Genomic DNA, 19,793 nt, shown 5'->3' with positions numbered 1-19,793 from the left:
GGTGACCAGCCAAGAACGCAGCCTAACCGCCAAACAATCCCGAGAAGACGTCAGAGAAACTGTTCAGCAAAGCCATGACCACCAACACCCCCAGCAAGGCAAAAAATGCAAAGGCAAAGAACTGGAACAGGATTGCCCCCGTACCGATAACCATTCCGGCGATGGCAGGGCGCCGCTTTTCGTGACGCAGGATGCCAACGGCCGATATGACGATCGCAAGCCCGCCAAGCATGGCGACTCCGATCCACAGGAAATCATCCAGATCGCGGGCGCGGGCAACGGGCTCGGGTTGTTCCATCCCCGCGGCGGCCCTCAGGGTCGACTTGCCGATCTCGGCCGCCAGTTCGCCCAGCGACACACCCGCAGTCTGCTGAGGTGCAAAGGGCCCCGCCCAGAATACGAACAACGCAGCAAACAACGCCAAAGACGCGATGCAGAACCCAGCCCAGCCGAAAACCGGGTTCACTGTGTCAGTGGCCGAAATTCCGGTCATCACGTATCCCTGCTTTGGTTGCGCCAAAGCACTAACATGAAAACCGAGGCAAGATTTGGGCAAAACCCGGTTGGTCAGGCAATCAGCCCTGTTCGGTGCCCTTCAGCACATATTTGCAGTCGCAATACGGGCATTCGACCCAGCCTGTATCCTCGGGGATTTGCAGCCAGACGCGCGGATGGCCCAATGCGCCTTCGCCGCCGTCACAGGCGACACGGGCGGTTTCGACGATCTTGGTTTCCGGCGCTTCGATGGTCACGGCTGGCGATCCTTCTTCGGTTGTCGGCCTCGCGGGCATGTATTAGGTGCGTTTATGAGCGATGAGCAATCCGGGGGCAAGAGCCACATGAGCGATGCGGCAATCAGGATCGAAGGTCTGCGCAAGACCTATCGTGGCGGCAAGGGTCAGCCTGAGAAACACGCGCTGAAAGGCATTGATTTGACTGTTCCCAGGGGCTCGGTTTTCGGGCTGCTGGGCCCGAACGGCGCCGGGAAATCGACCCTGATCAATATTCTGGCCGGGTTGGTGGTGAAGTCCTCGGGCTGTGTGTCGATCTGGGGTTTCGATCAGGATCAGAATCCGCGGCAATCCCGCGCCGCGATTGGTGTGATGCCGCAGGAGCTGAACCTTGACCCGTTTTTCACCCCGCGGGGCGCCTTGGAAGTACAGGCAGGCCTGTACGGCGTTCCGAAATCCGAACGTCGCAGCGATGAAATCCTTGAACTGGTCGGCCTCAGCGACAAGGCCGAGGCCTATGCCCGCACGCTGTCGGGCGGGATGCGGCGGCGGCTGCTGCTGGCCAAGGCGCTGGTGCACCACCCGAAAATCCTGGTGCTGGACGAACCCACGGCAGGCGTGGATATCGAACTGCGCCAGATGCTGTGGGCCAATGTGCGCAAGCTGAACCAGCAGGGCATGACCATCATCCTGACCACCCACTATCTGGAAGAAGCGCAGGAGATGTGCGACGAAATCGCCATCATCAACCACGGTGAAAAGATCGCTCAGGACAGTACCGCCAACCTGCTGGGCCGAATGGACAGCCGGACCATGGTCATTGTTCCCGACACCCCGGTGGTCGACCTGCCGGTGACCGAAGGCGTCGAGGCCAGCTTACGTGAAGACGGCAGCCTGATACTGCAATATCGCAGCGCCCGGACCAGCGCCGAACAGGTTCTGGAATCCGTCCGGGCGGCGGGCATCCGCATCCGCGACGTGCGCACCGAAGAGGCCGATCTCGAGGACGTGTTTCTGGCCCTGACCTCCTCGCGCACCGACGATGCCCCGGCCGACGATCGGGACCAGCCGCGCCGGGGCCTGCACCGGGTCAAGCTTTAAGCCCGGTCGATCCGTGCTTGGTAGCAGTTGTTCCGTGCAGATCTGACGTGAATATAGGCCACGTCCGGGCGGGCAAAAATGTCGCTGACTTTTGCGTTGATCTGATCCTTGGGCGTGATTGCCCCGGTGCCATAAACGATCCGGTCATCCGGTCCATACCCCTTGATCAAATAGTCGGGTGCAGTGGTCAAAATCTCGGGCAGGGCGTCGCCTTCATAGCGCTCGCAAGGCGTTGCGCACAGAAAGATTGGTCCTGTTTCAGCGTATGGATGTGGCTCTAAAAAGGGGCGATGCGCCAATATCAGCATCTCTGCGCCTTCGGGAATGTTCTTCAGGCAGTGGCGACAGGGGTTGCCTGCCCCCGACGAAACGGCGCGCTCGGGCGCAGCGCCATATGCATCAGGCTGGCCTGCCTGAAGAGCGCGGACTTCGTCAGTGGGCAGAGCGGTGATCTTGAACATATCAGGTCTCCTTTTTCTGCAACCATGCGCGCCTGACCAGGTTCAGGCGACCCGTTTCCTGCGCAAAGGACTCGAAAAAGAACAAAACGTGAATATAATGTGGAATCGCCATGTATGCCGAACTGTCGATCACGTCGAACTTCACCTTCCTCACCGGGGCCTCGCACCCCGAGGAGTACATGGAGCGCGCCGTCACCCTGGGCCTGCCCGCCATCGCCATCGCCGATGACAACTCGGTGGCCGGCATCGTCCGCACCCATACCCAGGCGCGCGAGATCGCCCGCAAGGTCCGTGAGCGCCGCGCGTGGGACGAGCAGAACACGCCCATCGGCCCGCCCTGCCCCGATCACATCCCGAAACCGCCCTCGTTCCCGGTGCATGCGGTGCCGCGCCTGATCCCGGCGGCGCGGCTGATTTTTACCGATGCCCCGCCCGTCACCGCCCTGCCCATCAACCGGCAGGGTTGGGCCAACCTGTGCCGCCTCCTGTCCACCGGACGGCTGCGCGCGGCCAAGGGCGACTGCATCCTGCACCTGTCCGACCTGCTGGAATTTTCCGACGGTCTGCACCTGCTGCTCTGGCCACAGGCGGGCCGCCCAACCGGCGGCGCGAGCGGATGGCGGACACAGGCGGAACAGCTGACGCGCCGCTTTGCCGGTCGCATGCATCTGCTGATTCACCCCCGGTATGATGGCGCCGATAGCGCATTTTTTCATCTGTTAGAGACTGAATCTCATCATCTGAACCTGCCCACAATTGCCAGCGCCGCGCCGATGATGCATCACGGGTCGCGCCGCAAGCTGGGTGATGTGCTGTCCGCGATCCGCCTGCGCCGCAAGGTGGACGATCTGGGCCGCGACGCGCTGGCCAATGGCGAACAGCGCCTGCGCTCGGAACCCGAGATGCTGCGCATTTTCAAGGGCTTTGAGGACGCCGTGGCCCGCGCTTATGCGCTCAGCCAGGAACTCACATTCTCGCTGGACGAGCTGCGCTATGAATACCCCAGCGAGGGCAGCGAGCAGGAAACCCCGACCCAGCGCCTGCATCGGCTGGCGCATGAAGGGTTGAAATGGCGCTATCCCGCCGGGGCGTCCGAGAAAGCCAAAAAGATGCTGGCGCATGAACTGACGCTGATCGGCAAGCTGAAATACGAACCCTACTTCCTGACCGTCCGCGACATCGTCCATTTCGCCCGCTCGCGCGGTATCCTGTGCCAGGGGCGCGGCTCGGCAGCAAACTCTGTCGTCTGTTTCTGTCTCGGCATCACCGAGGTCAGCCCCGAGATGGGCACCATGGTGTTTGAACGTTTCGTCTCCGAGGCGCGGGACGAGCCGCCCGACATCGATGTCGATTTCGAACATGAACGCCGCGAAGAGGTGATCCAGCACATCTATGAACGCTATGGACGCCACCGCGCGGGGCTGTGCGCCACGGTGATCCACTATCGCGGCAAGCGCGCCATCCGCGAGGTCGGCCGCGCCATGGGCCTGACCGAAGATACGATCTCGGCGCTTTCCTCACAGCTTTGGGGGTTTTTCTCGGCCTCGGGGCTCGAGGCACAACGGATGCGCGAGATCGGCCTCGACCCCCAAGACCGCCGCCTGAAACAGACTCTAATGTTGGTTCATGAGATCGACGGCTTTCCCCGCCACCTCTCTCAGCACGTGGGAGGATTCATCATCACCGAGGGTCGGCTGGATGAGCTTGTCCCCATCGAAAACGCCACGATGGAGGGCCGCACGGTCATCTGCTGGGACAAGGACGATATCGACAGTCTTGGCATCCTCAAGGTCGATGTCCTCAGCCTTGGCATGCTGACCTGCATCCGCAAGGCCTTCGACCTGATCGGCCAGCATCACCAGACCAGCTACACCCTTGCCACCCTGCCGCCCGAGGATCCGGTGGTCTATGACATGCTGTGCAAGGCAGACTCGGTGGGCGTGTTCCAGGTGGAATCACGCGCGCAGATGAACTTCCTTCCCCGGATGCGGCCGCGCAATTTCTATGATCTGGTGATCGAGGTCGCCATCATCCGCCCCGGCCCCATCCAGGGCGATATGGTTCACCCCTATATCCGCCGCCGGAACGGCGAGGAGGAGGTCAGCTTTCCCTCGGACGCACTGGGCGAGGTCTTGGGCAAGACGCTGGGCGTTCCGCTGTTTCAGGAACAGGCGATGCAGATCGCCATTGTGGGTGCGGGGTTCACCCCGGAACAGGCCGACCGGCTGCGACGGTCGCTGGCGACCTTCAAGAAGCATGGCAGTGTCAGCGAATTCCGCACCCTGTTCCTGCGCGGGATGCAGCGCAACGGCTATGACGCCGAATTTGCCGAACGCTGTTTCTCGCAGATCGAGGGGTTCGGCTCCTACGGCTTCCCCGAAAGCCACGCGGCCAGCTTTGCGCTGCTGGTCTATGCCAGCGCCTGGATCAAGTGCCACCACCCGGGGATTTTCGCCTGCGCGCTTCTGAATTCGCAGCCGATGGGCTTCTACGCCCCCGCCCAAATCGTGCGCGATGCGCGCGAGCATGGCGTGCAGGTGCGCCCGGTCTGCATCAATGCCAGCTTCTGGGACAACGTAATGGAGCCTGACGGTCAGGGCGGGCTGGCCCTGCGGCTGGGCTTTCGCCAGATCAAGGGGCTGAGCGAGGAAGACGCCAGCTGGCTGACCGCCGCGCGCGGCAACGGCTACCATCAGGTCGATGATGTCTGGCGTCGTGCGGGCCTTGGGCCGTCGGTGATCGAACGGCTGGCCGAGGCCGATGCCTTTGCCGCCTGCAGCCTGACCCGGCGCGAGGCGCTGTGGCAGGCCAAGGCAATTGCCACAGCCAAGCCTCTGCCCCTGTTTGCGCAGGATCTGGAAGGCGAGGCGCTGGACGAGCCCGCCGCCCATCTGCCCCGGATGTCGCTGGGCGAACAGGTGGTTGAGGATTACGTCGCCACCCGCCTGAGCCTGCGGGCGCATCCCGTGGCCCTGCTGCGGCACCTGCTGACGCCGGGGCAGCGCGACAATACCACCTCTGTCACATAACGCCGGAACCGCCTATCTGCCAAAAAACAGAGGTGAAAACAGGCCACCATGACCAGACCAACCCTTCCGCCGCGCTTTCCCGCGACGCCCGAGCAGATCAACGCACAGGTTCGCGCCTTTTACGCCCGTGTGCGGCAGGACGCGGTACTTGGCCCGGTATTCGCCAACCATGTCACCGACTGGCCCGCGCATGAGGAAAAGATCGCATCCTTCTGGCGCAACGCCATCCTGTTCGAGCGCAGCTATGACGGCAACCCGCAGCGGGTGCATATCGAACGACCGGACGTGAAGCCCGAGATGTTCGCCCATTGGCTGGACCTGTTCGAAGAGGTCGCCACCCAGACCCTGCCCCCGGAAACCGCCACCCCATGGATCGCTCTGGCGCGCCGCATCGGTGTTGGGATGAAAGCCGGGGTGCAATCGGCCCGCCAGCCCAAGAACGCGCCACCGATCCTGCGTTGAGCCCACGTCATGGCTGCCTTGCGATGTTAGCGGTAAATTAGGGGCTATGCGGGTCGAGGAAATAGGGTTAGTCAGAGACAAGACAGCCCCTTTTGCGCTGCCCCTTCACATCGACACATCACCCGAGGCCGACCCATGAGCACTCAGAACACCACCCTCCGGGGTCTTGGCTATGCATTCGCGGGCTTTGCGGTCTTCGCCACCCATGACGCGCTGATCAAGGTGCTGGGCGGGACCTACTCGGTGATGCAGATCATCTTTTTTGCCACGCTGTTTTCCTTTGTTCCGATGGCCGTGACGATCTTGACGGACCGGACCACGGGCAACTTCCTGCCGCATCACCCCTGGTTGGTGTTGCTGCGCTCGGGTCTGATGGTCACGGCCATGTCCTGCGCGTTCTATGCCTTTTCGGTCCTGCCCCTGGCCGAGGTCTATTCGTTGCTGTTTTCTTTCCCGCTGATCGTCACGGTCCTGTCGATTCCGATACTGGGCGAAGTCGTCCGGGCCCAGCGCTGGGCCGCGGTTGGCGTGGGTCTGATCGGGGTGCTGATCGTTCTGCGTCCCGGCGCAACGGATATCACGCTCGGCCATCTGGCCGCCCTGATGGCCGCATTCTGCAGCGCCTTTGCATCGGTGCTGGTGCGCAAGATCGGAAACGAGGAACGATCGGCCGTGCTGATCCTCTACCCAATGCTGCTGGCGATCGTGGTCATGAGCCTGGCCCAACCGGCCGTTTATCAGCCGCCGTCCCTGTTGCATCTGGCCATGATGGCGCTGGTCGGCGTGTTTTCCGTGATCGCCCAGCACCTGATCATTCTGGCCTATCGCGCTGCGCCCGCCGGCGTCATCGCGCCCAGCCAGTACAGCCAGATCATCTGGGCCACGATATTCGGCATGATGTTCTTTGGCGAAACGCCCGACATGTGGGTCGCAGTCGGGGCCAGCATCATCATCGCGTCCGGTGTGTTCGTTGTCTGGCGCGAGAGCCGGGCCAATGTGTCGCCGAACAAGCCTGTTCTGCGCGTCCGCTCGCCGCGTTCCGACACCGGCGCCTCTGCGCGGCCTGGGTCGTAGGGCGGCTGCTACTGATCTTTCAGTCTGATCTTCAGGCCGCCGTTTTCGCCTGTTTCCTCGAATTTCCCGGTGGCTCGCACCAAGTCGCTCAGGCGCTTGAAGCCATAGGTTCGCGTATCAAAATCCGGATAGTTCATGCTGAGCTGGCTGCCTACCAAGCCAAGGCCCGCCCATCCGTCCGGTTCCTCGGACTTGAGCACGACATTCCGGATTAACTGGAAAGCATGATTCAGCTCTTTTTTGAGCTGAACTGCATTTACCTTCTCGCCGCCATTCATCTCTTCCTTTTTGATGTTCTCAATTAGAATGAAGCGGTTACAGGCTTTCTTGAAGGCGTTGGGCGTCTTTTCCTCGCCGATCCCGAACACGCTCAACCCTTGTTCGCGGATCCGGCTGGCAAGCCGGGTGAAGTCGCTGTCTGACGACACCAGTACAAACCCACCGAACCGGCCGGAATGCAATATGTCCATGGCATCAATCACAAGGGCGATATCCCCGGCGTTCTTGCCAGTGGTATTGGCGAATTGCTGGTGCGGTACGATGGCGTATTCAGCCAGCTTCTCGGCGCTCCAACCCTGCGGCGTGCCGCCCGAGAAATCTCCGTAGATCCGGCGCAGGCTTGCCTCACCCAGTGTGGCAACTTCTTCGAAAATCTCGGCAACATGCTTTGCCGGTACATTCTCGGCGTCAATCAGAACGGCCAGGCGCTCCGTTGCTTCAGTGATCAATTTAGTCCCTCTATTCAGATATTTATCAATATTCTGAAGATAGGAAACAAGAAGGGCGGGTTAAACCCCGCCCTTGCAATTTCTGGTAGTCAGTAAATCACCACCGACCGGATGCTTTCGCCCTTGTGCATCAGGTCAAAGCCGGTGTTGATGTCGTCCAGACCCATGGTGTGGGTGATCATCGGGTCTATCTCGATCTTGCCTTCCATGTACCAGTCGACGATCTTGGGCACGTCCGTGCGCCCACGTGCGCCGCCAAAGGCGGTGCCGCGCCATGACCGGCCGGTGACCAGCTGGAACGGACGGGTCGAGATCTCGGCCCCCGCGGGTGCGACGCCGATGATGATCGATTCGCCCCAGCCCTTGTGCGCCGATTCCAGCGCCGCGCGCATCACGCCGACATTGCCTGTTGCATCAAAGGTGTAATCCGCGCCGCCCTTGGTCAGGTTGACCAGATAGGGCACCAGATCGCCCTCGACCTCGGACGGGTTGACGAAATCGGTCATGCCGAATTTCTCGGCCATCTCGACCTTGGCCGGGTTCAGGTCGACGCCGACGATCTGATCGGCCCCGGCCAGACGCAGGCCCTGAATGACATTCAGACCGATCCCGCCTAGGCCGAACACGATGGCGCGGCTGCCGATTTCCACCTTGGCGGTGTTGATCACCGCACCAATGCCGGTGGTCACACCACAACCGATGTAGCAGATCTTGTCGAAAGGCGCGTCTTCACGCACTTTGGCCAGCGCAATCTCGGGCAGAACCGTGTGGTTCGAGAAGGTCGAGCAGCCCATGTAATGCAGGATCGGATCCCCATCCAAGGTCGAGAAACGAGAGGTGCCATCGGGCATCAGGCCCTGGCCCTGGGTTTCCCGGATCGCCTGACACAGGTTGGTCTTGGGATGCAGACAGTATTCGCACTCACGGCATTCGGGGGTGTAGAGCGGGATCACATGATCGCCCGGCTTCAGGCTGGTCACGCCTGGGCCGACCTCGACCACAACGCCTGCGCCTTCATGGCCCAGAATGGCCGGGAACAGGCCTTCGGGGTCGGCACCCGACAGGGTGAATTCATCCGTATGACAGATACCGGTGGCCTTGATTTCAACCAGAACCTCGCCCGCCTTTGGGCCTTCAAGGTTCACATCCATCACTTCCAAAGGTTTGCCTGCCTGAATGGCGACGGCGGCACGGGTACGCATGGTACTTATCTCCCTGTCACTTTTGCCCCGACCCTGCGTCAAATACAGGGTGGTTTCAACTGTGCTTTCTTGGCAGGTTGGCTAATTATTTGATATTGCAGAAACGACATTGCCAGAATGAGGAACGCCAATGCACCGTTTTTTACCGATCTTTATCTTTCTGGCGGCCTGCGCAGACACAAGCGTCCCGCAGGATGTCGCCGCCACCTCAGAAGACGCACCTGTTGATCTGGCATTTTGCAAGGGCGAGCCCTTTGCCGAATCCGTTGGTCAGCCCGTTTCAACGATTCAGGCTGGTCTTCCCGAACGGTCTCGTGTTTTGGGCCCGGACGACATCGCGACACAGGATTACCGTATCGACAGGCTGAACGTCTATGTGAACGACGCCGGTGTTATTCAGCGTCTGACCTGCGGGTAAGCGTGGACTCGGCAGGTGATTCTGAATTAAGAACAAAATAAGAACATCAATGATGCCTGCCGATGCCCAAACGCCGAATTCTTTCGCTCTGGTTTCCCCGTCTGGGGGCCGAACGGCTGGTCCGCGCCGCGCGGGGCCTGCATGCCGGGCCTTTGGCCGTTGTGGCCGAACAGTCGAACATGCAGATCGTCACGTCATTGAATGCCGAGGCGCAGGCCGCCGGATTGCGCGTGGGTCAGCCGGTCCGCGATGCCCATGCCATGTGCGCCAGCCTGATCACCCGCCCTCGCAACGCCCCGGCCGAGGCTGCGTTTCTGACCGCGCTGCGCCGCTGGGCGGGCAAGTTCAGCCCGTGGGTGGCCGAAGAGGCCCCCGATGGCCTGATCGTTGACCTGTCGGGCTGTGCCCATCTGTTCGGCGGTGAAGAGGCCTTGCTGAGCGTGCTTGAGACCGACTGCGCCGACATGGGCCTGAGCGTGCAGATGGGCATCGCCGACACGCTGGGCGCAGCCTGGGCGTTGGCGCGCTATGCCGGGCAAGAGGCCACGTCCGATCGCAACGGTGATGCTATTGCCCAAGAGGCCCGCGCCACCCGCGCCCGGGCAAGCAAGCGGCGGCACTGGACCAGGGGCGGGGCCGCGCCACAGGTGATGGCGCTGGGCGGTGGCGCGCGGATTGCCGCGCCGGGGCAGGCCTATGGCGCGCTCAGCCCCTTGCCCATCGCGGCGCTGCGGCTGGACGATCAGACCGTGGCGCAACTGAACCGCCTGGGCCTGCGCCGGATCGGTGATCTGCTGGGCCAGCCGCGTGCCAGTTTGGCACGGCGGTTCGGCCGCGGGCTGGTGTTGCGTCTGGATCAGGCCATGGGCAGCGCGCCCGAGCCGGTCTCGCCCGCCCGTCCGCCCAATCACTTTGCGGTGCGGATGACTCTGCCCAACCCGATTGGCCTGGTCGAAGACGTGATGGCCGCTGTCGATCGGATTCTGCCAACGCTCTGCACCAAACTGGAAGAGAAGGGGCGCGGGGTCCGCACGCTGCGCCTGGAAGCCCACCGTGCGGATCAGGCCGCTGAAATTATCGAGATCGGCCTGGCCCGTCCGACCTATGATAAAAACCGTATTCGCCCTTTGTTAGAGATGAAAGTTGACAAGATCGACGCAGGCTATGGCATCGACTTGCTGCGGCTTGAAGCGATCCAGACAGAACCCATCCACGCCCGCACCATCGCCGGTCATGCCGAAGCGCGCCGCGTGGCCCGCAACCGGCTTGAGGGCAATACAGCCGTGGATGACCTGATTGGGAAACTGGGCGCGCGGGTAGGGCTGGACGCGATCACCCGGCGGCATCCTGCGGCCTCTCATATCCCCGAGAAAACGGCGCAAACGCTGGCGGCGGCCTGGTCGGAACCCGCGCGCGACTGGCCTGCCCCGCCGCGCCCCCGCCCCTTGCATATGTGGCAGCCCGAACCCGTGATGGCCCCGGAAACCCCGAATGTGCCCCGCACCTTTCGCTGGCGTGGACGAGACTGGCAACTGGCACAGGCCACCGGCCCGGAACGCATCGCGCCGGAATGGTGGCTGGATGATCCCAACTGGCGCAGCGGGGTACGCGATTACTGGGTGGTGGTGACAGAACAAGGGGAGCGCCTGTGGTTGTTCTATGGGCACGGGGGCGCGATGTCCGCAGGCTGGTTCTGTCAGGGGCAGTTTTGTTAGAGTCTATTTCCCACGATAAACCAGCAGATCCGGCAGACAGTCGATCAGACGAATGAACCAGGAAAACGGTGCCGGAAAATCCGTACGGAAACGGCGACGCGCCATCGCCTTGACCACGCGATCCGCCGCATCCTCGGGCGACATCAGCATCGGCATCTTGAAACCGTTCTTTTCGGTCAGTCGGGTCTTGATAAAGCCCGGATTGACGATACGCACCGTCACGCCAGTATCCGCCAGATCGTGTCGCATCGTCTCGGCCAGAGAAATCAGTGCGGCCTTGCTGGCTCCGTACCCGATGGCGGCAGGCAGCCCATGATACCCGGCCAGTGACCCGATCAGAGTAACCTCTCCCTGGCCTGCCCGGACAAAACCCGGAACGGTTTCACCCAGAACCCGCAGCGCACCCAGATAGTTCACATCGCTCATCCTGAGCGACGCCTCGGTGTCCCATTCGGCCGAACGCATGGGGTCATAAGCCCCGGCATTGTAAACCAGCCCATCGACATGCCCCGCCTCGGCAACAGCCGAACGAACAGAGTCTAAATCGGTCACATCGCACCGGATCGCGCGCGCATCCGGCAGTTCAGAACACAGTTCGGACAACCTCTCAAGATTGCGCGCAGACAGGATCAGGGAAGCACCCTGTTGGCCAAGCGCATGCGCCAAAGCGCGACCCAGCCCTTCGCTAGCGCCGATGATCCAAATGGTATTGCCGTCAAAGCTGCTCATGTGTGGGCCGATTCAGTTGTGTTTCACGATAATACGGCCTTGCGCCTGCTTCGGATCAAAACGGTGGCGCAGGTCACGGAAGCTCAAACCAGACGCCACAAGGTAGTGCATCTGTTAAAAACTTCTAATCGGATTGATCCACTTGTGCCTACCCTGCGTATCTTCTTGTAAACTGTCACATAAAGAGGCTGGAATGTTCGACGAACCCCGGGGTGTACGGAAGAAAATCGCGATTGTAGGTGCAGGCATTTCGGGTCTTTCCGCCGCTTACTATCTTTCAAAAAACAACGACGTGACAGTCTATGAGGCCGAGCCTCGGCTTGGTGGCCATGCCCGCACGGTGATGGCCGGAAAGAACGGGGATCAACCGGTCGATACGGGCTTTATCGTCTTCAACTATGCGACATATCCCTACCTGACCCGGCTGTTTGATGAGCTCGGCGTGCCCGTGATCGAAAGCGAGATGAGCTTTGGCGCGACAATCGACAATGGCCGCATTGAATACGGGCTGAACAATCTGCGCACACTGACCGCTCAAAAGCGCAATCTGGCGCGTCCGGCTTACTATAAGATGATCGCTGATATTCTGCGGTTTGGCAAAGAAGCCCCCGGAGCCGCCAAGGACGATGACACCACGATTGGCGAATTGGTGGACCAGCTGCGGCTGGGTCACTGGTTCCGGCACAATTATCTGATGCCGATGTGCGGTGCCATCTGGTCCACGCCGGTCGAGTTCGTGGATCAGTTCCCCGCACGCTCTTTGGTACAGTTTTTCCGCAATCACGCTTTGCTGGCAAGTGGTCGCGCAAACCAGCATCAATGGTACACGGTCAAAGGCGGCAGCATAGAGTATGTCCGCCGGATCGACGCAGCCCTTCGTGCGCGGGGGGCAGAAATACGTCTGGCCAGCCCCGTTCAGAATATATCCCGTGACGAGATGGGCATCACCATCCACAGCCAGGGCGCCGTGGATCAGTTCGATGAAATCATCCTGGCCACCCATTCGGACCAGTCGCTTGCCATTTTAGGTGATGGCGCGACCCCCGCGGAAGCCGATGCATTGGGCGCAATCCGCTATCAGCCCAATACGGCCATATTGCATTGTGACCCAAATCAGATGCCAAAGCGGCGCGCCTGTTGGTCAAGCTGGACCTATCGATCGCAAGCCGGAGACGTGGGGGTAACCTACTGGATGAACCGGCTTCAGAACATTCCGGACAGTGACCCGCTGTTTGTAACGCTGAACGCTTCATCAGAAATTCCCGCGGAAAAGATCTATGACAAAGTCGAGTTTGCCCATCCGGTCTTCGACAAGGCCGCGCTGAAGGCGCAAGGGCAAATCCGCGAGATGCAGGGACAGAACCGAACCTGGTTTGCCGGTGCTTACAACCGGCACGGATTTCACGAAGACGGGATAGCCAGCGCGATGCATGTCGTTGCTCGAATAAATGGTGCCCCGCAAACCATCGGAGCTGACAATGGCATTCTTGGGAAAGACCCGGCCCTATCTGTTGCCGCTGAATAAGGCGATATGGCGCACAGCGTTTCTTGCACTTTCCTTGCTGATCCCCAATGGGCTGATCGCATCGCCGGTCACGGAAGAACTGAACGGTGCCCAACTGCGCGGAACCGCGACGTTCCGGTATCTGGGTTTGCCGATCTATGACGCCAAACTCTATACGCCCAAAGGTGCGCCGTTCAGTTGGAGCGAAGATATCGCCCTGCAACTGACCTATCGCAAGAACATCAAGAAGAAAGCGTTGGTCAATTCGACGCTTGACGAGATGGACCGCATTGGCCGTTCAGCACCGGTTCGCGACCAACTGAACCGGTGCTTCAAAGCCGTGGCAAAAGGGGACAGCTATCTGGCGGTTTCTGATGGTCCCGACAAGGTCAGTTTCTGGTTGAACGGGCAAAAGACGTGCACCATGGCGCATCCGGGCATCAAGCGCAGTTTCATGTCTGTATTCCTGGGAGACAACACGCGGTCCGCGTCCTTCACGCGCAGGCTACAGGGGCGGTGATGCTCTATCCCCGGGTCAGTCTCTATGCGCTGATGCTCGCTGCGGCGGGTATCCCGCTTTATATCCACTTGCCGCGCTTTACAGCCGTGAACCTGGGTATTGGCCTTGGGGTCATTGGTACGGTGCTGCTGGTGATCCGTTTGGTGGATCTGGTGCAGGATCCGCTGATCGGTTGGGCAATCGACCGATGGCCCGGCGGCCAGCTTGCATTTGCCGCGATGGCGGCTTTGGGGCTGGCGATCGGGTTTCCCCTGCTTTTCAATCTGCCGCAGGGTGCCAGCGTGCCGGAACTGGTCGCGATCCTTATCTTGCTGTTCTCGGCATACAGCCTGGGAACCATCCTTCTGTATGGTCGCAGCGCAACTCTGGCGAAGCGAACCGATCCGAAAGAGCTGATGACACTGGCCGCCTATCGTGAAGGCGGGCAGTTGACCGGGGTGGTCATCGCAGCCAGCGCTCCGGCCCTGTTGGTTGCTTTCGGGGCACACTCCCAAGGCTACCCCGCATTCGGCGCGTTTCTTGGGCTGCTGTCCGTTCTGACCCTGATACTGACGATCCCGATCTGGCGACGCAGACCGATCACCGGATCAGGCCTGTCCTTTGCGGGTCTGGGTCAGGCCGGTGGCTTGCGCCTTCTTGCGCTGGCTTTGGTCAACAGCCTCCCGGTTGCCATAACCTCCACCCTGTTTCTGTTTTTTGTGGAAGACCGGCTGCAACTGCCGGGCAAGGCGGGTCCTTTGTTGATCCTGTTCTTCCTGAGCGCAGGCGCGAGCGTTCCGCTCTGGGCAAAGCTCAGTAACAAAATTGGCCCGAAACAGACTCTGATTATCGCCATGCCGCTCTCGATCGCCGGCTTTATCGGCGCTGCCACACTGAGTTCAGGAAACCTTGCGGGTTTTGCAATGATCTGTCTCGCCTCGGGCGCGGCGTTGGGCGCGGATATGGTCGTGTTGCCTGCGATGTTCTCGATCGTGCTTACCCGGGCCGGGCTGAACGCATCAGCCGCGTTTGGCATCTGGTCCTTCGCTGGCAAACTGGGCCTCGCCCTGGCTGCCTTTTTCACTCTGCCGCTGCTGGAACGCAGCGGTTTCACCCCCGGTCAAACCAATTCAGCACAGGCTCTGGATACACTCAATCTTGCCTATGCGGTGCTGCCCTGCATCCTGAAAGTCGGAGCGTTCGGGATGGTGTTGACCCTGCCCACCGAGGTCACAAGCAAATGAACGCTTTCAGCATCATCCTTCTGGTCCTTCTGACCGCCGTCTTCATCCGTGCAAGGCTGCTGAGCTTTCGCGCGCAATCGCCGTCCGATTACAGTGGCACCGGGCCAAATTTTTCGCTGAAAAAACACCTGAACGGAGAGATCTTGTCCGAAGGCCTGATCTATGGCCCCAACGGCAAAATGTCGAACAGCTTTGTCGCGCGCATGTCCGGCGAATGGCAAGGCAACTCGGGCACGCTGACCGAGTACTTCACCTATTCCAACGGAAAACAGATGACCCGCAAATGGTACCTGACGCTGGGAACTGGCAACACATTCACGGCAATGGCGGATGATATCGTGGGCGAAGGTCGGGGCATCATCTCGGGGTCCGCGGTAAAACTGACCTATCGTATCATTCTGCCAGATGACGCTGGTGGACACACACTGGATGTCACCGATTGGATGTACCTGACAGAAACCGGCGTCATCATGAATCGGTCCGAGATGCGCAAGTTTGGCGTCAAGGTCGCGGAACTGATCGCCACAATGCGTCCAAGCCCCAGATCGAAACCGATGCATCCAAGTGGGTCAAACGGGTATGACGCGACTTCGGAAGGGAAGCCGTTGCAATGATCACCTTTCGCTCTTTCATCGCCTGCATTGCCATCGCAAGCCTTGCAATTCTGGCGGCCTGCTCCAGCAAACCGAAGGTACCAAAAACGTTTCTGTCGGACCGACAGTTGAACCTGGAAGAGTTTTTTGAGGGTAAAACAGTGGCCTACGGTCAGTTTCAGGATGTTCTGGGAAATATCCCCCGCAGATTCACGGTTGATATCGACGGAACATGGGACGGCGAAACCCTGACCCTGGTCGAAGACTTCGTCTACGACGATGGCGCGACGGAACAACGCATCTGGACATTGACCAAAACCGGAGAGGATACGTGGACCGGTACGGCGCCTGGCGTGCTGGGCACCGCCAGCGGGATTGAACGCGGGGATACGTTCAACTGGAAATACAAGATCGACCTGCCGATCAAGGACGGGACCATGCGTGTCAAATTCGACGACTGGATGTGGCTGCTGGATGACGACCGTCTGCTGAACCGCGCGTATGTCTCACGCTATGGCGTCCGTCTGGGTGAAGTCATCCTGTTCTTCGAGAAGAAATAGGGCCGTCAGGCCCGGTTTCATCACAAAAGTCAGTAGAAAATAAACTCGTCCACCAATGCTGTCGTCGATCCCTTGACCTCACCGGCCGTGTTTGCCCTTGGCCCGTCCGAGGCTGCGCCCTCGGCGCGTTCGCCGCCCTCGACCTTCAAGCGCGCGCGTTCTATCTGCCCCCAGAGGAAAAACAGACCATCCCGTTTTCCCATGAGGCGCGAAGGAACTGTTGTCCGCAAAACACCTGTTTTCGGTTTTGGCATCTGCTCTCTTACTGCCTCCGGTGTTTTCCACCATTTTCGGAAAACGTAATGGTTTTTCCCGAAAAAGACAATTTTTTATGGACAAAATGAGGTTTTCTACCGTCCGTTGACAGGATGGACTGACAACTCTCGCATGACGGATATTCGCCTTCTTCACCTGCCTCATGGCAAGCCAGCACTATCCCAAACGGATCAACTTCACCCAAAAGGGTTTGCTGCAAACCTCCTTCACTTGGCCTGACTCTCTCTTTTCCAGCCATGCTCAGGCGACGTGCAGCGTTTCGTTTCTGAGCAGAGCAGCCGGGCCTTCGCTGTCACGGCTGGGGGACAATTTGACGGCGCGGATGTCAGACGTGGCCGCATCCATCGCAAAGCCCACTGGCCCCTGCAGAACGCCGTGCTGGCGGGCTTGCCATGCCCCTGTGCCAAGGACCGTGATCCCGGCGCCGTCCACTCAGCCGGAAAATTTCCATGTCTGTTTTGAAACCGGAAATGTCGCAAGCATTTCAGCGCCCAAGCAGGTAGAAAGTAGGCTGCCATCGTGAGGTGCCGCTGTTTGATTCTCAGACCGCGGAGAATTGGGAAGCCGGTGGAATTCCGGCGCTGCCCCCGCAACGGTAAGGAAGGTCAGGTTCGACAATCAACCACTGGGACGAGGATCCCGGGAAGGTGTCGCAACCGGGTGCAAGCCCCTTTCAAGTCCGGAAACCAGCCTTGCAGATATGTCAAACCGCGGGTGGCGGTGGGGGCACGGGTTTCGGACGTGGTCCTCGCGCGCCTCCGGACGGTTCCTCCCTGTCATCTGCCCAAGCAATGCCGCGGGGCGCGGCAGGAGAGCCAGAAGTGAACAATGTCCAAAACCTGTTGGCGCGTCGAATCCCGGGCTATGCTCTGGAACGGGCCTTTTACACCGACCCCGAGATCTTTCAGACCGACCTGGAAACCATCCACTATCGCGAATGGCTCTTTGCCATTCCGGCCTGTGAACTGGTGAAAGCCGGCGACTATGTAACGTACAACGTGGGTGCCTATCGCGTGATCATCGTGCGCGGCGCCGACAACCAGATCCGGGCGTTTCACAACACCTGCCGCCATCGCGGCTCGATCATATGCAAGGCGGCAAAAGGCAACGCGCCGAAGCTGGTTTGCCCGTATCACCAATGGACCTACGAGCTTGACGGCTCTTTGCTGTGGGCCCGCGACATGGGGCCGGAGTTTGATCCCAGACAGCATGGTTTGAAGACGGTTCATTGCCGCGAGCTTGCCGGGTTGGTCTATATCTGTCTGGCGGATGTCGCCCCGGATTTTGACACGTTTGCCAATATCGCGCGCCCGTATCTTGAGCCGCATGATCTTGCGAATGCCAAGGTCGCATTCGAAAGCTCGATCATCGAGAACGGCAACTGGAAACTGGTCTGGGAAAACAATCGCGAGTGCTATCACTGCGGCGGCAACCACCCTGCGCTGTGCCGGACCTTCCCTGATGATCCGAGCGTGACGGGGATCGAAGGCGGTGAAACCCCAGCCTATATGCAAGCCCATTTCGACAGGTGCCAGTCAGCGGGTATGCCATCGCAGTTCTATCTGCACGAGGACGGCCAATTCCGTCTGGCGCGGATGCCGCTGAAAGAAGGCGCCGAGAGCTATACGATGGACAGGAAATCCGCCGTGCGCCGCTGGTTGGGCCGGTCGCCCTTTGCGGATGCGGGATCGCTTTTGAAGTTCCACTATCCGACCACGTGGAACCACTTTCTTGCCGATCACTCGATTGTTTTCCGTGTTACGCCGATCAGCCCGACAGAGACCGAGGTCACGACCAAATGGCTGGTCAACAAGGATGCGGTTGAAGGCGTTGACTACGACGTGAAACGCCTGACCGAAGTCTGGGTCGCCACGAATGACGAAGACCGTCAGGTGGTCGAGGACAACCAGCAGGGCATCAACAGCCCGGCCTATGTGCCCGGCCCGTATTCAGCCATTCAGGAATCCGGCGTACTGCAATTCGTGGATTGGTATTGCAGCACAGTGTCGGCCCGCCTGACCCCTGACTACATGGCGGCGGAGTAAGTCTGATGAAAGATCTGGACACGCTTTCATCAGCCGTTTGGCAGGATGGAGAGATGCTGGAATGTGTCTCGGTCGTGCCCGAGATGCCGAACACCGCCAGCTTTTCGTTCCGAGCCCCCTCGGGGGCGCAGTTCGCCTATCACCCCGGTCAGTTCCTGACGCTCGAGATTCCGGCGCCCGGCCAGCCCGGGGGAGTCGTGTATCGCACCTACACGATCTCATCGTCGCCATCGCGGCCGCGGTCGATCACCATCACCGCCAAAGCGCAACCCGACAGTATCGGCACGCGCTGGATGCTGGACAATCTTCAACCCGGCATGCGGCTCAAGGCCATTGGGCCTGCGGGCCTGTTCACCAACGCACTGAGCGATGCGCGCAAGTTCCTGTTTATCTCGGCTGGCTCAGGCATCACACCGATGATGTCAATGACCACCTGCATGTGGGACGAAGGCCGCGATCTGGACGTTGTCTTCATCAACTGCGCCAAGCGGCCATCCGAGATCATCTTCCGCCAGCGCTTGGAACAGATGGCCAGCCGCACGGATGGTTTGGACCTGAAGTTCGTGGTGGAAGAGCCGGACCGCTACCGCCCATGGACGGGATATCAGGGGCAGTTCAACCAATTGATGCTGGGCCTGATGGCGCCGGATTACCTTGAGCGCGAAGTCTATTGCTGCGGTCCCGAGCCCTTCATGCAAGCGGTGCGCGACGCGCTGGCCGGTCTTGGTTTTGATATGGACAACTATTATCAGGAAAGCTTCGGCGCGCCGGTGGAAACCGAGGCGGATCAGCCCGAGTTGGATGACGTTGTTCTGGACGACGACAGCAGCGCCGAAATCCTGTTCGCGACCTCGGGCGTGACGGCCAAGGTTGCCGAGACCGACACGGTGCTTGCCGCCGCCCGCTCGGTTGGCCTGAACATCCCGTCAGGCTGTACCTTCGGCGTGTGCGGTACCTGCAAGGTCAAGAAAACCGCTGGCGAGGTCCACATGGTCCACAACGGAGGGATCTCGGAAGATGACATCGACGCGGGGTACATTCTGGCCTGCTGCTCGAACCCGATCGGCAAGGTCGAAGTCGAGGTTTAGGCGCTTCGCATCCCGATCAAAGCCGCAGCGTGGCTGACACCCGCTGCGGCTTTCGGCGCGTTTTTTCTGCCCGTTGCAGAATCCGGGCCAGATTGGGTCGCCGGATGTCCGGCACTTTCAGAACTTTGTCATCTTCACGCAGAACCAGCTGCCCGTCTGCTCTGGGTTTCGACATGTGCGAGGCGTGGACCTCTTCCATCGCATCCCGCTTGATACCATGCTGGCCGAATTCGAGATTTGTTCCGCCGAGGTCGTGTTGGATGGCACAAAGCGTGTCCGGCACCTCGATCAAGCCCGTGGCTTCGACCGTCGTTCACAGCTGGGCCAAACACAA

21 protein-coding genes, 1 pseudogene and 1 riboswitch are annotated in these 19,793 nt (G+C 60.3%); of the genes and pseudogenes, 13 read left to right on the top strand and 9 right to left on the bottom strand.

All coding sequences use genetic code 11. From position 1 onward, the window contains the following. Positions 1-22: 22 nt before the first annotated feature. Both I9184_RS16275 and I9184_RS16270 read right to left on the bottom strand, forming a co-directional pair. Positions 23-493 carry a hypothetical protein gene (locus tag I9184_RS16275; protein ID WP_209835167.1) on the bottom strand — a complete coding sequence of 157 codons (471 nt, stop codon included), beginning with the start codon at positions 491-493 and terminating at the stop codon, positions 23-25. 82 nt (positions 494-575) lie between these two features. Then, positions 576-752, bottom strand: coding sequence for a zinc-finger domain-containing protein (locus I9184_RS16270; protein WP_170346779.1), 177 nt, complete (start codon positions 750-752; stop codon positions 576-578). Positions 753-839: 87 nt separating this feature from the next. On the opposite strand from I9184_RS16270, the gene I9184_RS16265 reads away from it, so the two are divergent. Continuing rightward, positions 840-1,832, top strand: coding sequence for an ABC transporter ATP-binding protein (locus tag I9184_RS16265; RefSeq protein ID WP_209835238.1), 993 nt, complete (start codon positions 840-842; stop codon positions 1,830-1,832). Here the strand turns inward: I9184_RS16265 and I9184_RS16260 are convergent. After that, a complete protein-coding gene (locus I9184_RS16260; protein WP_171724734.1) occupies positions 1,829-2,293 on the bottom strand; it encodes a DUF1203 domain-containing protein in 465 nt (154 codons plus the stop codon). The genes I9184_RS16265 and I9184_RS16260 overlap by 4 nt on opposite strands. Positions 2,294-2,403: 110 nt before the next feature. Between I9184_RS16260 and I9184_RS16255 the strand changes: the two genes are divergently transcribed. From I9184_RS16255 to I9184_RS16245, 3 genes are all read left to right on the top strand, one after another. Continuing rightward, entirely contained in the window at positions 2,404-5,322 is a 2,919-nt protein-coding gene (locus I9184_RS16255; protein WP_209835166.1) for an error-prone DNA polymerase, read from the top strand. A 48-nt stretch (positions 5,323-5,370) separates the two neighbouring features. After that, positions 5,371-5,784, top strand: coding sequence for a group III truncated hemoglobin (locus I9184_RS16250; protein WP_209835165.1), 414 nt, complete (start codon positions 5,371-5,373; stop codon positions 5,782-5,784). A gap of 135 nt (positions 5,785-5,919) precedes the next feature. Then, a complete protein-coding gene (locus I9184_RS16245) occupies positions 5,920-6,858 on the top strand; it encodes a DMT family transporter (protein WP_209835164.1) in 939 nt (312 codons plus the stop codon). Between the two features lie 8 nt (positions 6,859-6,866). Here I9184_RS16245 and I9184_RS16240 read toward each other — a convergent pair whose 3' ends face one another. Together I9184_RS16240 and I9184_RS16235 are read right to left on the bottom strand one after the other, a co-directional pair. Next, complete coding sequence (locus I9184_RS16240) at positions 6,867-7,586, bottom strand: NYN domain-containing protein (RefSeq protein ID WP_245218176.1); 720 nt, start codon at positions 7,584-7,586, stop codon at positions 6,867-6,869. Between the two features lie 89 nt (positions 7,587-7,675). Continuing rightward, positions 7,676-8,788, bottom strand: coding sequence for an S-(hydroxymethyl)glutathione dehydrogenase/class III alcohol dehydrogenase (locus tag I9184_RS16235; RefSeq protein ID WP_209835163.1), 1,113 nt, complete (start codon positions 8,786-8,788; stop codon positions 7,676-7,678). 130 nt (positions 8,789-8,918) lie between these two features. Between I9184_RS16235 and I9184_RS16230 the strand changes: the two genes are divergently transcribed. Then, positions 8,919-9,206 carry an I78 family peptidase inhibitor gene (locus I9184_RS16230; RefSeq protein ID WP_171637451.1) on the top strand — a complete coding sequence of 96 codons (288 nt, stop codon included), beginning with the start codon at positions 8,919-8,921 and terminating at the stop codon, positions 9,204-9,206. A gap of 62 nt (positions 9,207-9,268) precedes the next feature. Further along, complete coding sequence (locus I9184_RS16225) at positions 9,269-10,921, top strand: DUF6504 family protein (protein WP_209835162.1); 1,653 nt, start codon at positions 9,269-9,271, stop codon at positions 10,919-10,921. A 3-nt stretch (positions 10,922-10,924) separates the two neighbouring features. On the opposite strand, the gene I9184_RS16220 is transcribed toward I9184_RS16225, so the two are convergent. Then, positions 10,925-11,650, bottom strand: coding sequence for an SDR family NAD(P)-dependent oxidoreductase (locus I9184_RS16220; RefSeq protein ID WP_209835161.1), 726 nt, complete (start codon positions 11,648-11,650; stop codon positions 10,925-10,927). A gap of 193 nt (positions 11,651-11,843) precedes the next feature. On the opposite strand from I9184_RS16220, the gene I9184_RS16215 reads away from it, so the two are divergent. From I9184_RS16215 to I9184_RS16195, 5 genes are read left to right on the top strand one after another with little or no spacing between them, the layout of a single operon-like run. Further along, a complete protein-coding gene (locus tag I9184_RS16215) occupies positions 11,844-13,175 on the top strand; it encodes an FAD-dependent oxidoreductase (protein ID WP_209835160.1) in 1,332 nt (443 codons plus the stop codon). Then, entirely contained in the window at positions 13,129-13,674 is a 546-nt protein-coding gene (locus I9184_RS16210) for a chalcone isomerase family protein (protein WP_245218175.1), read from the top strand. Before I9184_RS16215 ends, I9184_RS16210 begins: the two co-directional genes overlap by 47 nt. Further along, positions 13,674-14,897: an MFS transporter gene (locus tag I9184_RS16205; protein WP_209835159.1), complete on the top strand. Its 1,224-nt coding sequence runs from the start codon at positions 13,674-13,676 to the stop codon at positions 14,895-14,897. Before I9184_RS16210 ends, I9184_RS16205 begins: the two co-directional genes overlap by 1 nt. After that, positions 14,894-15,511 (top strand): DUF3833 domain-containing protein, encoded by a 618-nt coding sequence (locus I9184_RS16200; protein WP_209835158.1) that lies wholly within the window; start codon positions 14,894-14,896, stop codon positions 15,509-15,511. The genes I9184_RS16205 and I9184_RS16200 overlap by 4 nt, the downstream gene beginning before the upstream one ends. Continuing rightward, positions 15,508-16,050, top strand: coding sequence for a DUF3833 family protein (locus I9184_RS16195; RefSeq protein WP_171206657.1), 543 nt, complete (start codon positions 15,508-15,510; stop codon positions 16,048-16,050). Before I9184_RS16200 ends, I9184_RS16195 begins: the two co-directional genes overlap by 4 nt. 29 nt (positions 16,051-16,079) lie before the next feature. On the opposite strand, the gene I9184_RS16190 is transcribed toward I9184_RS16195, so the two are convergent. Then, entirely contained in the window at positions 16,080-16,304 is a 225-nt protein-coding gene (locus I9184_RS16190; protein WP_152459486.1) for a hypothetical protein, read from the bottom strand. Between the two features lie 301 nt (positions 16,305-16,605). Further along, a pseudogene (locus I9184_RS16185) lies at positions 16,606-16,758 on the bottom strand (IS5/IS1182 family transposase); the annotation flags it as partial. 73 nt (positions 16,759-16,831) lie between these two features. Continuing rightward, positions 16,832-17,036: riboswitch (cobalamin riboswitch) on the top strand. Positions 17,037-17,117: 81 nt separating this feature from the next. On the opposite strand from I9184_RS16185, the gene I9184_RS16180 reads away from it, so the two are divergent. After that, entirely contained in the window at positions 17,118-18,371 is a 1,254-nt protein-coding gene (locus tag I9184_RS16180) for an aromatic ring-hydroxylating dioxygenase subunit alpha (RefSeq protein ID WP_209835157.1), read from the top strand. Positions 18,372-18,376: 5 nt separating this feature from the next. Then, positions 18,377-19,459 (top strand): hybrid-cluster NAD(P)-dependent oxidoreductase, encoded by a 1,083-nt coding sequence (locus I9184_RS16175; protein WP_171637467.1) that lies wholly within the window; start codon positions 18,377-18,379, stop codon positions 19,457-19,459. Between the two features lie 16 nt (positions 19,460-19,475). Here the strand turns inward: I9184_RS16175 and I9184_RS16170 are convergent, their stop codons facing one another. After that, complete coding sequence (locus tag I9184_RS16170) at positions 19,476-19,751, bottom strand: hypothetical protein (RefSeq protein WP_209835156.1); 276 nt, start codon at positions 19,749-19,751, stop codon at positions 19,476-19,478. Between the last annotated feature and the right edge of the window lie 42 nt (positions 19,752-19,793).

This window comes from Ruegeria sp. HKCCE3926, from assembly GCF_017872515.1.
Lineage (GTDB): Bacteria > Pseudomonadota > Alphaproteobacteria > Rhodobacterales > Rhodobacteraceae > Ruegeria.
Note: the sequence above shows the minus strand (reverse complement) of the source record. Positions and strands in the feature narration are given on the sequence as shown.